The sequence below is a fragment of the Streptomyces sp. NPDC088766 genome (assembly GCF_044750845.1).
Lineage (GTDB): Bacteria > Actinomycetota > Actinomycetes > Streptomycetales > Streptomycetaceae > Streptomyces.
The window spans coordinates 43,061-56,581 of record NZ_JBIVKQ010000020.1 but is presented as its reverse complement, the minus strand read 5'-3'; the positions used below and the strand labels follow the sequence as shown (position 1 = coordinate 56,581).

Sequence of the window (13,521 nt, the reverse complement as noted above, 5' to 3'; positions counted from 1 at the left end):
TGAGGCGGGTGGAACCCGGGCGGGTCAGTGGAGCAGACTGCCCTGTAGTTCGGCGCGCAGGTCGGGCGTGAGCACCGCGCCCGCGCGGTCGACCAGGAGCGCCATCTCGTAGCCGACGAGGCCGATGTCGCACTCGGGGTGCGCGAGCACGGCGAGGGACGAGCCGTCCGAGACGGACATGAGGAAGAGGAAACCCCGCTCCATCTCGACGACCGTCTGCGCCACGCTGCCGCCCTCGAAGATCCGGGAGGCCCCGGCCGTCAGCGAGGTGAGACCCGACGCGACGGCGGCCAACTGGTCGGCACGGTCGCGGGGGAAGCCCTCGGACATGGCGAGCAGGAGCCCGTCGGCGGACACGACAACGGTGTGGGACACCCCGGGGGTGTTGTCCACGAAGTTGGTGATCAACCAGTTCAGATTCTGTGCCGCCTGGCTCATCTGGCTCAACTAACGCTCCTGCTGGTGAGTGGGGCTGGGGAAACTGCCGGTCTGCGGGCCGTTGCCGGCCTGTCGACCCTGTGCGATGCCCCGACGGAGATTGGTCAGCCGTCCGCGTACGTCGTCAGGCGCACGCGAGACCTGCGGACCGGCTTGGTGCTGTTGCTGCTGAGCCGTGCCCGGGACGAGGTTAGCCCTGGGCACCCGGCGCGGCAGGCCGGAAGTGGTGACACCGCCCGCGGCGGGCTGCCGGACGCGCTCGGCCTGTCGGACGAGTTCGTCGTTCGGCGAGGTGCGCCAGGAGGCGCCGGTCGCCGCGGGACGTTGGGGGGCAGCCGGAGCCTGCGGCTGCTGTTGCTGCGGCGTGGGGGCCGAGCCGTTGCCGTTTCCGCCTGCCTGCTGTCCGTGGAACCAGTTGGTCTCCAGGGTGTCGAACAGCGGGGTACGGCCGTCCCCCGGACCGGCCGGCGGCAGGGCCTCCGGCTCGGGGCGGGCGGCGGGGCGCGGCGGAACGTGCTGCTGCTGCGGATAGCCGTAGCCGCTGCCGTTACCGCCGTTGGCGTTCTGGGGGCGGTCGAACTGGCCCGTGGACGAGGGGTCCTGGCGGCCGGGCAGCGCGTGCTGACCGGTGCCGGAACCGTCCTGGCCCGGGGCCGGGTACTGACCGGTGGAGCCGTTGTCGTAGGCCTGCGGAGCGGCGAACCGGCCCGGACCCGACGGCGCGTTCTGCCCGCCCGGCGTGCCGAAGACGTCGTTGCGGACGAAGCCGTCCTGTCGTCCGCCCGCGCCCGGAGCCGGGAACTGGCCCGTGTCCTGGGCGCCGTTCAGACCGGTGTACTGGCCCATGTCCTGGTACTGACCGGTGTGCTGCGGGCCGCTCGTGCCGGGGCGCGCGAAGTCCGCGGGGCCGGCCGGACCCTGGTGCTCGTCGATCCGCGGGATCTCGGCGGTGGCGCCGGGACCCTGGCGGTCGTCGATGCGCGGCATCTGCGAGGTCTGCGCGACATCGGGCTCGTCGTGGCCGCGCGGGGCGTCCAGCGGAGTGCGCGCAACCGGCGGCTGGGCGTTCTCGTCGCCCCAGCTGGTGCCGCGGGGCTGCTGGTCGCCGCCCGGCAGCTCGGCGCGCGGACCGCCGCGTGGCGGCAGCTGCGGCTGACGGCCACGGCCACGGCCGCGACCGCCCTGCTCACCGCGGTTGTCGTTCTGGCGCGGCGCGGGCGGACGCCCGGCACCGAACAGGTCCTGGCCCTGTCCCGGCGTACCGGTACCGGCCGCCTGGAGACCCTGCGGCCCACCCGGGGCCTGGCCGCCGAAGCCGGCGCCGGCCGGAGCCGGGCGGCCCTGCGGGGGCGAGGCCGGACCCTGCGGCCCGCGCGGCGCGCCGGGACGGCCACCGCCGTCACGGCCGGGCAGCGCGGCCCGGGGACCCTGACCGGCGGCGAGCCGGCCGCCCGTGCCCGGGCCGGCGCCGAGGGCACCACCGCCCGGCGCACCGGCACCGAGGGCACCGCCCTGGCCGTTCTGCCGACGGGCCGCTGCGGCACCGGCGGCGGCCTGCGCGGCGGCGGGACCGCCGGACACGCCGCCCTGACCGGGCTTGGGCTGCGGCTTCTTGCCGCCCTGGGCGACGTCCACGGGCAGCATGACCAGCGCGGTCGTACCACCGGAGTCGGACGGGCGGAGCTGGATGCGGATGCCGTGCCGCTGCGACAGCCGGCCGACCACGAAGAGGCCCATGCGGCGGGAGACGGAGACGTCCACGGTGGGCGGCGACGCGAGCCGCTCGTTGATCGCGGCGAGGTCCTCGGGGGAGAGGCCGATGCCGGTGTCGTGGATCTCGATCAGGACGCGGCCGTCGGGCAGCGCGTGACCGGTGACCTTGACCTTGGTCTGCGGGGAGGAGAACGAGGTCGCGTTCTCGAGCAGCTCGGCGAGCAGGTGCACGAGGTCGTTGACGACCCGGCCGGCCACTTCGGTGGTCGGCACGGAGGACAGCTCGATGCGCTCGTACTGCTCCACCTCGGAGGCGGCGGCACGGAGCACGTCGACCAGCGGGACCGGGCGGGTCCAGCGGCGGCCGGGCTCCTCACCGGCGAGGACGAGGAGGTTCTCGCCGTTACGGCGCATACGGGTCGCGAGGTGGTCGAGCTTGAACAGCGAGGACAGCTGGTCCGGGTCGGCCTCGCGCGACTCCAGTTCGGAGATCAGCGACAGCTGACGCTGGATGAGGCCCTGGGAGCGGCGCGAGAGGTTGGTGAACATCGCGTTGACGTTGCCCCGCAGAAGGGCCTGCTCGGCGGCGAGGCGGACGGCCTCGCGGTGCACGTCGTCGAAGGCCGCGGCCACCTGGCCGATCTCGTCCCGGGAGTGCACACCGACCGACTCCACGGACGTGTCGACGTCCTGCGGGTCGGACTCGGACAGCTGCTTGACCAGCTCGGGCAGCCGGTCCTGGGCGACCTTGGTGGCCGTCTCCTGGAGCCGGCGCAGCGAGCGGATCATGGACCGGGCGACGACGAACGCGCCGACCAGCGACACACCGAGCACCAGCAGGATCAGCGCACCGGAGATGATCGCCTCGCGCTCGGACTCGGCGCGCAGCTCACGGGCCTTCTGCTCCATGTCCTCGAGCAGCGTGGTCTCGATGTTGTTCATCTGCCGGATCTTGGTCGTGCTGGCGTCGAACCAGTCCTGGTACGACCGCTTGTCCAGTGACCGCAGACCGGTGGGGGAGCTGAGCGCACGCGTGGCGTACGTGTCGGCGTCCTCGATGGTCGGGCTGCCCTGCTCGACGGGCTGGAGCAGCACCTCGGCGCCCTCGTCGCCGTAGATGCTGCGGAAGCTGGCGAGTTCGGAGTCCTGGTTCTCCAGCGCGGCCTCGGCGTACTGCCGGTCGTTCTCCGATATCTCGCCGTAGACGTCGTCGTTGACCGGCAGCGCGGCCGCGAGGACGGCGCGCTGGACGGAGGCGTACTCCTTGGCGGCGGAGAAGGCGGACAGCGCGCGGGTGCGCTGGATCATCTCCGGGTTGCTGGTGGCCTGCGCCATGTCCTGCGAGAGGTCGAGCAGGTGGGTGATGAGGCGGTGGTAGGCCTCCACCGTCTGGGTGGAGTTCTTCTGCTCGGCGAAGGCCGTCTTGCGGACCTTCGCGAGGTTGCCGAGGTCGCTGAGGAGACCCACGAGGCTGTCGCGGACACCCTGGAGGTTGCCGTCCGTGCTGGAGGCGTCGATCTCCTCGGAGGCGTCCTTGAAGGCGTCCAGCGACTGGTCGGTCTTCTCGCGGGCGCCCTTGACCGTGAAGTCGGCCGCGGTCTTGCCGTGGGCGAGCGGACCGGCGGACTTGTCGCGCTCGTCCTGGAGCCGGATGGCCAGCTCGGTGGCCTGCTTGGTCATGTCCGTCAGCAGCTTCATGTTGTCGAGCTGCTGGATGTCGTCCATGGACTGGTTGATGCGGAGCGTGCCCAGTGTGGTGGCCGCGACCACGGGCAGCGTCAGCAGCGCGACCAGACGCGTGGAGATGCGCCAGTTGCGCAGGGCCACACGCGGTCCGGGGCCGGGAGTGCCGGCCGGCGGCTTGACCGTGGGAGCCGGGGTGCTCGGCGACGCGGGCGCGCCGGGGCGTCCGGGGCGCTCACCGCCGTCACCGGACGGGGCCGGGCCCGGGTTCTGGGCGTGCTGGGGCGAGGAGCTGCCGGCCATCGGGCCAGTCCCGCCGTGCGGCTCCGGCTCGGCCGAAGCACTGCCATCCCTCTTGAAACGTCCCTGCACTAGCGTCGCAACCTCTGGACCAGGCGCCCCTCCGCGTGAACGGAAGGACGGTGTCGGCGTCTTGAGGGGCGCCCTGAATACGCCCCCCGATTTGGTCGTGAGTACCGGCGCTGGCTCCCCCTTCCAGCCGCCGCTCGGCGCTGCTGTGCGCCCTGCGCGCCGGCTCGTTCCCGCGGCGGTCCGTGGAATTCCAGCACAGTGCAGGATCTCCAACAAGGCTTGTTGGCCGGGCTGTGACATCCGTGACAGCGGGTGAGTGATGGATCACCGGACGTAGAAAGTGATCCCGGGCAATTCATGTGCAAAGGGGCGAACGGCCGGGCCGTGGAGGGTGTCCCAGTCGCCATGATCAGGAGCGGAATGAGAGCTTCAGGGGGGCAATGTCCGTTTCGTAGCGGTCGATCAAGAGCCTGGATTGACCGGTTTGAGCGCTCGTTCGTGAGCAAACTCACACCCTGATCATGAGACCTCCACGCGTTCTCCGGGAATCGCGTGTTTAGCCTGACGCTTTACAGAGATGGCAAATCCGACAAGACGCGCCCACGCAGGCTCCCCGGCCGCCCGGCGCCCGACAGGACAGGGTTCACCACAACAGTGAAGACGACGACGATGTTCCACAAGATCGCCAACCCGCGGCGCACGACGCTGGCGCACCTCAAGGACGCCGACGAACTGCGGCTCCCGGAGCAGCAGGAGCACTCCGTCGACCTTCCGGCCCAGACCGCCAACCCCAGGCGCACCGTCCTCGTCGAGGTCCCCGCGACCTCCTTCGCCGAGTAGATACGCACAACGGCCGCCGCATGTTCAAGGCGGCGGCCCCGGATGTCAAGGGCGTCCCCGGCCGGGGGCGCCCTTCCGCGTTAGCCTGGAGCGTCAGACTCCAGCCAGCTCATCAAGGGGCCAAGCAACCCGTGCGCATCGCCAGGTTCTCCATCGACGGGAACGTCGCCTTCGGCGCGGTCGAGGGCGACAAGCCGGACGAGCTCGTCCTCGACATCATCAAGGGCATCCCGTTCACGGAACACGAGCTCTCCGGCACGAAGGTGCCGCTGAGCAAGGTCCGGCTCCTGCCGCCCGTCCTCCCCAGCAAGGTCGTGGCCTTCGGCCGCAACTACGCCGAGCACGCACGCGAACTCGGCAACGAGGTGCCCGACGCCCCGTTCGCCTTCTTCAAGCCGTCCACCTCCGTGGTCGGACCCGGGGACGACATCCGGTACCCGTCCTTCTCCGAGGACCTCCACCACGAGGCCGAACTGGCCGTGGTCATCGGCCGGATGTGCCGCGAGGTCCCGCGGGAGCGCGTCAAGGACGTGATCTTCGGCTACACCTGCGCCAACGACATCACGGCGCGCGACGTCCAGAAGCGCGAGAAGCAGTGGGCCAGGGCCAAGGGCTTCGACTCCGCCTGCCCGCTCGGCCCCTGGGTGGAGACCGACCTCGACCCGAGCGACCTCACCATCCAGCTGACGGTCAACGGGCAGCAGCGGCAGCTCGGCCGCACCAGCGAGATGATCCACTCGATCGAGGATCTGATCGTCAACATCACCGAGGCCATGACGCTGCTCCCCGGCGACGTGATCCTCACGGGCACCCCGGCAGGGGTCGGCCCGCTCGCTGTCGGCGACGAGGTCTCCGTCAGCATCGAAGGCATCGGCACTCTCACCAACAAGGTTGTCAAGCGTGGCTAGCGCACCCGGCTCCCCCGTACGCGTCCGTTTCTGTCCGTCGCCCACCGGTAACCCCCACGTGGGCCTGGTGCGCACCGCCCTGTTCAACTGGGCGTTCGCCAAGCACCACCAGGGCACGCTGGTCTTCCGCATCGAGGACACCGACGCGGCCCGCGACTCCGAGGAGTCCTACGACCAGCTCCTGGACTCGCTGCGCTGGCTGGGCTTCGACTGGGACGAGGGTCCTGAGGTCGGCGGCCCGCACGCGCCGTACCGCCAGTCGCAGCGGACGGACCTCTACAAGGACGTCGCCGACAAGCTCCTCGCCGCCGGCCACGCCTACCGCTGCTACTGCTCCCAGGAGGAGCTGGACACCCGCCGCGAGGCCGCCCGCGCCGCCGGCAGGCCCTCCGGCTACGACGGTCACTGCCGCGAGCTGACCGCCGCGCAGGTCGAGGAGTACCAGGCCCAGGGCCGCACCCCGATCGTCCGCTTCCGGATGCCCGACGAGACGATCACCTTCACGGACCTGGTCCGCGGCGAACTGACCTTCACCCCGGAGAACGTCCCGGACTACGGCATCGTCCGCCCCAACGGCGCCCCGCTCTACACGCTGGTCAACCCGGTCGACGACGCCCTCATGGAGATCACCCACGTCCTGCGCGGCGAGGACCTGCTCTCCTCCACCCCCCGCCAGATCGCCCTGTACAAGGCGCTGATCGAGCTGGGCATCGCCAAGGAGATCCCCGCCTTCGGCCACCTGCCGTACGTGATGGGCGAGGGCAACAAGAAGCTCTCCAAGCGCGACCCGGAGTCGTCGCTCAACCTCTACCGGGAGCGCGGCTTCCTCCCCGAGGGCCTGCTCAACTACCTCTCGCTGCTCGGCTGGTCCCTCTCGGCCGACCAGGACATCTTCACGATGGACGAGATGGTCGCGGCCTTCGACATCGGGGACGTCAACCCCAACCCGGCGCGCTTCGACCTGAAGAAGTGCGAGGCGATCAACGCCGACCACATCCGTCTGCTGGAGGTGAAGGACTTCACCGAGCGCTGCCGCCCCTGGCTGCGGGCCCCGATCGCCCCCTGGGCGCCGGAGGACTTCGACGAGACGAAGTGGCAGCGGATCGCCCCGCACGCCCAGACCCGCCTCAAGGTCCTCTCCGAGATCACCGACAACGTCGACTTCCTCTTCCTCGCCGAGCCGGCCGTCGACGAGGCGAGCTGGACGAAGGCGATGAAGGAGGGCTCGGACGCCCTCCTCGCCACGGCCCGCGAGAAGCTGGACGCCGCCGACTGGGCCAGCCCGGAGTCGCTCAAGGAAGCCGTCCTGGCCGCCGGCGAGGCCCACGGCCTCAAGCTCGGCAAGGCCCAGGCCCCGGTCCGCGTCGCCGTCACCGGCCGCACGGTCGGCCTGCCCCTCTTCGAGTCCCTGGAGGTCCTGGGCAAGGAGAAGGCGCTGGCCCGCATCGACGCGGCGCTGGCCAGGCTCACCGCCTGAACCGTCCCGCCCCTGTGAGGTGCGGCACCCCGTCCGGGTGCCGCACCTTCCCCGTTCCGCCGGACGCGCACCCCGCCCGCGCGCCCCCGTCGGTGTCATGGCGATCACAGCCGTCGTCCGGGGCGTCGACGACACCCTCTTCGACGCTGCCTGCATCGAGGGACGACCCCCGGACCCCAGCCGGTCCGGGTACTGTCGGTGTCATGGCGATCACAGCCGTCGTCTGGGACGTCGACGACACCCTCTTCGACTACACGACCGCCGACCGTGAGGGGATGCGCGGCCATCTCGCGGCGGAGGGCCTCCTCGACCGGTACGGCACCGCCGAGCGGGCTCTGGAGCGGTGGCGGGAGGTCACCCACCAGCAGTGGGCGCGCTTCTCCGCCGGCGGTGTGACCTTCGAGGAGCAGCGCCGCGACCGGGTCCGGGCCTTCCTGGAGCGGGAGATGAGCGACGCCGAGGCCGACGCCTGGTTCCAGCGTTATCTCGTGCACTACGAGACCGCCTGGGCCCTCTTCCCGGACGTCCTGCCCGTCCTGGACGCCCTCGCCGCCAGCCACCGGCACGCGGTGCTCTCCAACTCCACCATCCACGTCCAGGACCGCAAGCTGCGCGTCCTCGGCGTCCACGACCGCTTCGAGTCCATCCTGTGCGCGGCCGAGCTGGGCGTCTCCAAGCCCGAGGCCGCGGCCTTCCTCGCGGCCTGCGAGGCCCTGGCCCTGCCCCCGCACGAGGTGGCGTACGTCGGCGACCATCCGGAGATCGACGGCCGGGGCGCGGCGGACGCCGGCCTGCTCTCGGTGTGGATCGACCGCAGTGGCGGCACGGCCACCGTCGAGCTTCCGTCGGGGCGCCACCGGATCGCCACCCTCGCCGAACTGCCCGCTCTCCTCGGCGCCGATACCCGTTTTGGAGCGCAGTCCACCTTCGGGTAATGTTCTTCCTGCGCCGCCGGGGAGCGGGCCGAAAGGCCGGGACCCGGGGGAGCGAACTAGAACAAGATCCCCTCCGGGGCTTGAGTTCCAGTGGCCTATGGTGTAATTGGCAGCACGACTGATTCTGGTTCAGTTAGTCTTGGTTCGAGTCCAGGTAGGCCAGCTCGCAGATGCTTTGAAATCCAGCAGGGCATCTGCATCGCGGATCACATCCGCAAAGCCCCCGTTGTGTAGCGGCCTAGCACGCTGCCCTCTCAAGGCAGTAGCGCCGGTTCGAATCCGGTCGGGGGTACAGATCCTTCCCGCGGTAACAGTCCGGGTCGCACCCGTTGTTGTCGATGCAGGATCGCTAGGGCCCCCGTTGTGTAGCGGCCTAGCACGCCGCCCTCTCAAGGCGGTAGCGCCGGTTCGAATCCGGTCGGGGGTACTGACTGGTCTAAACCACTTTGGTCTATGGTGTAATTGGCAGCACGACTGATTCTGGTTCAGTTAGTCTTGGTTCGAGTCCAGGTAGACCAGCTCGGACCTGCGGAGACGCAGTGTCCACGCCCCCGTTGTGTAGCGGCCTAGCACGCCGCCCTCTCAAGGCGGTAGCGCCGGTTCGAATCCGGTCGGGGGTACGCATCAGGGAAGGCCCTCCACTTCGGTGGGGGGCCTTCGCCGTTTCCCGGTGCCGACACCGGCGCCATCGCCGTCACGGCCCGGCAGGGCTCACTCGAAGCCGTACCGCCGGGCCGACTCCTCCTCCTGGGCCAGCCGGTGCAGCGCCTGGAGCATCGGCTCGACCAGGATCGCGCTCAGTACGGCCGCCTCGATCCGCTCCGCCTCCGTCTCCCGCGTCTCCACGAAATCGAGGTCGAGGACGGCCGCGCGGTGCATCAACCGGGCGTAGGGGACGAGGAGTTCGGCGTCCCAGTCGTAGCCGAGCCGCCGCATCGCGGCCACCGCCACCACCAGTGAGCGGTAGGCGGGCGAGATACTGGTGAGCAGTTCGGCGTTCCGCCAGCCCAGGGTCCGCAGGAGTTCGCCCGCCTCGCGGTGGGCGGCCCGGAGGCAGTCGTCGTCGGCGTCCGGCTCGGGCACCCGGGGGAGGGCCCACAGCGCCGCGCCGAGGCGGATCGTTCGGCCCAGGGAGTCGTCGTCCACATGCCCGAGGACCTCGCGGACCGTGGCCACCGGCACCCCGCCCACCTGGATCATCGCCCGCACCAGCCGCAGCCGGCGCAGGTGCTCCTCGTCGTACTCGGCGGTCGTCGCGTTGACCTGACGGCCGGGCCGCAGGAGGCCCTCGCGCAGGTAGTACTTGATCGTCGCGGTGGACACCCCGCTGCGTTCGCTCAGCTCGGCCAGTCGCATCCCTTGCGGCCCTCCTTGGTTAGCGGCACTATCCAACCAGGACCGCTTGGAGAGCGCCGCTAGCCAACAAGGGGGAGTGCATGTCCGCGAAGCCCACCACCGCCGGCCGTACCACCGCCGACGCCCGCGGTGACGTCGTCGTCCTGCTCATCGGGATGCGCGTCAACCACTTCTGGGCCGTGCACCAGTGGATCCCGGTCATGCTGGCGATGTTCCGCATGCTGGCCGAACTGAAGAAGGACCCGGACCGCGGGCTGCTCTCCCGCGTGCTGCTGACGGCCTCGCCGCGGACGTACTGCGTCGTCCAGTACTGGGCGTCGGCGGAGAGGCTGTACGCCTACGCGAGCGCGCCCGACGCCTTCCACCACCAGGTCTGGGCCCGGGTCAACCGCATGGAGCGGGACGGGAAGGTGCGGGGACACGTGGGGATCTGGCACGAGACCTACGTCGTGCCGGAGGGGCGGTACGAGGCGGTCTACGGCGACATGCCGCCGTTCGGGCTCGCGGCGGCGCACGGTCAGGTGCCGTTGGCGGAGCGGGGACGGACCGGGAAGGACCGGTTCGCCTGGCGCGCCCCGGCGTCGTAGGAGTTCCGGGAACCGGGCGTGCCGCGGCGTTGAGGCCCGCTCGGTTCCCTGCTTCGCTGCTTCCCCGTTTTCCGTTTTCCGGGCTCCGGTTTCCCGCGTCAGCCGGTGCGGCGCAACGCCTCCGACAGACGGCCCGCCGCGTCGATGACCGCCTGGGCGTGCATCCGGCCCGGGTGGCGGGACAGGCGCTCGATGGGGCCGGACACCGAGACGGCGGCCACCACACGGTTGGACGGTCCGCGCACCGGCGCGGAGACGGACGCGACCCCCGGCTCCCGCTCGCCGATCGACTGGGCCCAGCCCCGGCGCCGTACCCCCGACAGGGCCGTCGCCGTGAAGCGGGCGCCCTGGAGGCCGCGGTGGAGGCGCTCGGGCTCCTCCCATGCCATCAGGATCTGTGCCGAGGAGCCGGCCTTCATCGTGAGCGTCGAGCCGACCGGGACCGTGTCCCGCAGGCCGGACAGGCGCTCCGCCGCGGCGACGCAGATGCGCATGTCGCCCTGGCGGCGGTAGAGCTGAGCGCTCTCGCCCGTGATGTCACGGAGGTGGGTGAGCACCGGGCCGGCGGTCGCCAGAAGGCGGTCCTCGCCCGCGGCCGCGGCCAGTTCGGCCAGGCGCGGGCCGAGGATGAAACGGCCCTGCATGTCCCGCGCCACCATACGGTGGTGTTCCAGAGCCACGGCCAGACGGTGAGCCGTGGGTCGTGCGAGTCCGGTGGCAGCGACCAGGCCCGCGAGGGTGGCCGGACCGGACTCCAGGGCGCTCAGGACAAGGGCTGCCTTGTCCAGAACGCCGACGCCGCTACTGTTGTCCATGAAACGATATTCCCGTCTCACTCTGTGAAACGCAAGTTCAATTTTCCGTGAGACGCGCAACCCTTGGACATACAGCGGCCCGAGGACCAACGGGCCAGGCGGCGGCTGCCCGGCAAGCAGGGGCGGCCGGTGAGCCGGAAGGGCGCGTCGTCGCCTCCACAAGATCTCTAGTTGGGCCGGCGCAGCCTGCCGGTCGGAGGGAAAGCGATGGGTAGGACACTCGCGGAGAAGGTCTGGGACGACCACGTCGTCCGGCGCGCCGAGGGCGAGCCCGACCTCCTCTTCATCGATCTGCACCTGCTGCACGAGGTGACCAGCCCGCAGGCCTTCGACGGCCTCCGCAAGAGCGGCCGGCAGGTGCGCCGCCTCGACCTCACCATCGCCACCGAGGACCACAACACCCCGACCCTCGACATCGACAAGCCGATCGCGGACCCGGTCTCGCGCGTCCAGCTCGAGACGCTGCGCAAGAACTGCGCCGAGTTCGGCGTCCGGCTGCACCCGCTCGGCGACGTCGAGCAGGGCGTCGTGCACGTCGTCGGCCCGCAGCTCGGACTGACCCAGCCCGGCATGACCGTCGTCTGCGGCGACTCGCACACCTCCACCCACGGCGCCTTCGGCGGCCTGGCCTTCGGCATCGGCACCTCGCAGGTCGAGCACGTGCTGGCCACCCAGACGCTGCCGCTGGCCCGCCCGAAGACCATGGCGATCACCGTCGACGGCGAACTGCCCGACGGCGTCACCGCCAAGGACCTGATCCTGGCGATCATCGCGCGGATCGGCACCGGCGGCGGCCAGGGCTACATCCTGGAGTACCGCGGCTCCGCCATCGAGAAGCTCTCGATGGAGGCCCGGATGACCATCTGCAACATGTCGATCGAGGCCGGTGCCCGCGCGGGCATGATCGCCCCCGACGAGACCACCTTCGCCTACCTCAAGGGGCGCCCGCACGCTCCCGAGGGCGAGGACTGGGACGCCGCCGTCGCGTACTGGAAGACGCTGAGGACGGACGAGGACGCCGAGTTCGACGCCGAGGTCGTGATCAAGGCCGACGAGCTGTCGCCGTTCGTCACCTGGGGCACCAACCCCGGCCAGGGCGCGCCGCTTTCGGCCGCCGTCCCCGACCCGGCCTCGTACGAGGACGCTTCGGAGCGCCTCGCCGCCGAAAAGGCCCTGGAGTACATGGGGCTGGAGGCCGGGCAGCCGCTGCGCTCCATCAAGGTGGACACCGTCTTCGTGGGTTCCTGCACCAACGGGCGGATCGAGGACCTGCGCGCCGCCGCCGAGATCGTCCGGAGCCGCAAAGTCGCCGACGGCGTAAGGATGCTGGTCGTCCCCGGCTCCGCGCGGGTCGGTCTCCAGGCCGTCTCCGAGGGGCTGGACGTCGTCTTCAAGGAGGCCGGCGCCGAATGGCGGCACGCGGGCTGCTCGATGTGTCTGGGCATGAACCCCGACCAGCTGGCCCCGGGTGAGCGCTCCGCGTCCACCTCCAACCGCAACTTCGAGGGCAGGCAGGGCAAGGGCGGACGTACGCACCTGGTGTCGCCCCAGGTCGCGGCCGCCACGGCCGTCCTGGGCCACCTGGCCTCCCCGGCCGACCTGTCCGACGCCGAGACCCGTACGCCCGCTGGAGTCTGATCAGTCATGGAAGCATTCACCACGCACACCGGCCGGGCCGTCCCGCTGCGCCGCTCCAACGTCGACACCGACCAGATCATCCCTGCTCACTGGCTCAAGAAGGTCACGCGGGACGGGTTCGAGGACGGGCTGTTCGAGGCCTGGCGCAAGGACGGGTCCTTCGTCCTCAACCAGCCCGAGCGCAAGGGCGCGACCGTCCTGGTCGCCGGCCCCGACTTCGGCACCGGATCCTCCCGCGAGCACGCCGTCTGGGCGCTCCAGAACTACGGCTTCAAGGCCGTGATCTCCTCCCGCTTCGCCGACATCTTCCGCGGCAACTCGCTGAAGAACGGTCTGCTCACGGTCCTTCTGGAGCAGAAGATCGTGGACGCGCTGTGGGAGCTGACCGAGCAGGACCCCACGACCGAGATCACGGTCGACCTCGAACGGCGCGAGGTGCGTGCCGAGGGCATCACCGCCGCCTTCGAACTCGACGAGAACGCCCGCTGGCGGCTGCTGAACGGGCTGGACGACATCTCGATCACGCTCCAGAACGAGGCCGACATCGCCGCCTACGAGGCCAAGCGGCCGTCGTACAAGCCGAGGACCCTCCAGGCCTGACCGCCGGCCGGGACGACCGGCCCTGGTCGAATTCCGGCCACCGCGAACCCCCTCCGTACCCCCGATCGGCCCGATCGGGGGTACGGCCGTGTCTGCGTCCGTTCGGGCCCGCGCGTCCGCGACGCCGCCGGCAACTTCCCACGTTAAGGCGGTGGTTGCCGGGGTAGGCGGCCGCTGAGGACGTGACCTGCCGAGGTGCCGGACGCGCCGCGCCGGGCG

At 70.9% G+C, this 13,521-nt stretch carries 11 protein-coding genes and 5 tRNA genes; 12 read left to right on the top strand and 4 right to left on the bottom strand.

The window, feature by feature from the left end; genetic code table 11:
- Positions 1 to 24 precede the first annotated feature (24 nt).
- Together ACIP5W_RS25305 and ACIP5W_RS25300 are read right to left on the bottom strand one after the other, a co-directional pair.
- Positions 25 to 438, bottom strand: coding sequence for a roadblock/LC7 domain-containing protein (locus tag ACIP5W_RS25305; RefSeq protein ID WP_003993189.1), 414 nt, complete (start codon positions 436 to 438; stop codon positions 25 to 27).
- A gap of 9 nt (positions 439 to 447) precedes the next feature.
- Entirely contained in the window at positions 448 to 4,206 is a 3,759-nt protein-coding gene (locus ACIP5W_RS25300; RefSeq protein WP_401477793.1) for a nitrate- and nitrite sensing domain-containing protein, read from the bottom strand.
- Positions 4,207 to 4,800: 594 nt separating this feature from the next.
- Here ACIP5W_RS25300 and ACIP5W_RS25295 point away from each other — a divergent pair.
- The 9 genes from ACIP5W_RS25295 (at position 4,801) to ACIP5W_RS25255 (ending at position 8,926) form a co-directional block, all read left to right on the top strand.
- Positions 4,801 to 4,986 carry a hypothetical protein gene (locus ACIP5W_RS25295; protein ID WP_401477791.1) on the top strand — a complete coding sequence of 62 codons (186 nt, stop codon included), beginning with the start codon at positions 4,801 to 4,803 and terminating at the stop codon, positions 4,984 to 4,986.
- Between the two features lie 131 nt (positions 4,987 to 5,117).
- Positions 5,118 to 5,894, top strand: coding sequence for a fumarylacetoacetate hydrolase family protein (locus ACIP5W_RS25290; protein WP_401477788.1), 777 nt, complete (start codon positions 5,118 to 5,120; stop codon positions 5,892 to 5,894).
- Positions 5,887 to 7,371 carry a glutamate--tRNA ligase gene (gltX, locus tag ACIP5W_RS25285; protein ID WP_401477785.1) on the top strand — a complete coding sequence of 495 codons (1,485 nt, stop codon included), beginning with the start codon at positions 5,887 to 5,889 and terminating at the stop codon, positions 7,369 to 7,371. The genes ACIP5W_RS25290 and gltX overlap by 8 nt, the downstream gene beginning before the upstream one ends.
- A gap of 203 nt (positions 7,372 to 7,574) precedes the next feature.
- A complete protein-coding gene (locus ACIP5W_RS25280) occupies positions 7,575 to 8,306 on the top strand; it encodes an HAD family hydrolase (RefSeq protein WP_401477782.1) in 732 nt (243 codons plus the stop codon).
- A gap of 91 nt (positions 8,307 to 8,397) precedes the next feature.
- Positions 8,398 to 8,469, top strand: a tRNA-Gln gene (locus ACIP5W_RS25275).
- A gap of 56 nt (positions 8,470 to 8,525) precedes the next feature.
- Positions 8,526 to 8,598: transfer RNA gene (locus ACIP5W_RS25270), tRNA-Glu, on the top strand.
- Between the two features lie 62 nt (positions 8,599 to 8,660).
- Positions 8,661 to 8,733, top strand: a tRNA-Glu gene (locus tag ACIP5W_RS25265).
- 20 nt (positions 8,734 to 8,753) lie between these two features.
- Positions 8,754 to 8,825: transfer RNA gene (locus tag ACIP5W_RS25260), tRNA-Gln, on the top strand.
- Positions 8,826 to 8,853: 28 nt separating this feature from the next.
- Positions 8,854 to 8,926: transfer RNA gene (locus tag ACIP5W_RS25255), tRNA-Glu, on the top strand.
- 91 nt (positions 8,927 to 9,017) lie between these two features.
- On the opposite strand, the gene ACIP5W_RS25250 is transcribed toward ACIP5W_RS25255, so the two are convergent.
- Complete coding sequence (locus tag ACIP5W_RS25250; protein ID WP_401477780.1) at positions 9,018 to 9,662, bottom strand: MerR family transcriptional regulator; 645 nt, start codon at positions 9,660 to 9,662, stop codon at positions 9,018 to 9,020.
- A gap of 80 nt (positions 9,663 to 9,742) precedes the next feature.
- Here ACIP5W_RS25250 and ACIP5W_RS25245 point away from each other — a divergent pair, with 80 nt between their 5' ends.
- Positions 9,743 to 10,249 (top strand): DUF4188 domain-containing protein, encoded by a 507-nt coding sequence (locus tag ACIP5W_RS25245; protein ID WP_401477777.1) that lies wholly within the window; start codon positions 9,743 to 9,745, stop codon positions 10,247 to 10,249.
- Between the two features lie 98 nt (positions 10,250 to 10,347).
- Here the strand turns inward: ACIP5W_RS25245 and ndgR are convergent, their stop codons facing one another.
- Positions 10,348 to 11,064, bottom strand: a complete 717-nt coding sequence (gene ndgR, locus ACIP5W_RS25240; RefSeq protein WP_081219617.1) for an IclR family transcriptional regulator NdgR — start codon at positions 11,062 to 11,064, stop codon at positions 10,348 to 10,350.
- Between the two features lie 207 nt (positions 11,065 to 11,271).
- Here ndgR and leuC point away from each other — a divergent pair, with 207 nt between their 5' ends.
- Entirely contained in the window at positions 11,272 to 12,702 is a 1,431-nt protein-coding gene (gene leuC / locus ACIP5W_RS25235) for a 3-isopropylmalate dehydratase large subunit (RefSeq protein ID WP_401477775.1), read from the top strand.
- Positions 12,703 to 12,708: 6 nt separating this feature from the next.
- Entirely contained in the window at positions 12,709 to 13,302 is a 594-nt protein-coding gene (gene leuD / locus ACIP5W_RS25230) for a 3-isopropylmalate dehydratase small subunit (protein WP_401477772.1), read from the top strand.
- Positions 13,303 to 13,521: the final 219 nt, after the last annotated feature.

Excerpts from the sequence above, each read along its gene's own strand:
- ACIP5W_RS25305 (WP_003993189.1), bottom strand. The coding sequence starts at position 438 with ATGAGCCAGGCGGCACAGAATCTGAACTGGTTGATCACCAACTTCGTG.
- ACIP5W_RS25280 (WP_401477782.1), top strand. The coding sequence starts at position 7,575 with ATGGCGATCACAGCCGTCGTCTGGGACGTCGACGACACCCTCTTCGAC.
- ACIP5W_RS25250 (WP_401477780.1), bottom strand. The coding sequence starts at position 9,662 with ATGCGACTGGCCGAGCTGAGCGAACGCAGCGGGGTGTCCACCGCGACG.
- ACIP5W_RS25245 (WP_401477777.1), top strand. The coding sequence starts at position 9,743 with ATGTCCGCGAAGCCCACCACCGCCGGCCGTACCACCGCCGACGCCCGC.
- ndgR (WP_081219617.1), bottom strand. The coding sequence starts at position 11,064 with ATGGACAACAGTAGCGGCGTCGGCGTTCTGGACAAGGCAGCCCTTGTC.
- leuC (WP_401477775.1), top strand. The coding sequence starts at position 11,272 with ATGGGTAGGACACTCGCGGAGAAGGTCTGGGACGACCACGTCGTCCGG.
- leuD (WP_401477772.1), top strand. The coding sequence starts at position 12,709 with ATGGAAGCATTCACCACGCACACCGGCCGGGCCGTCCCGCTGCGCCGC.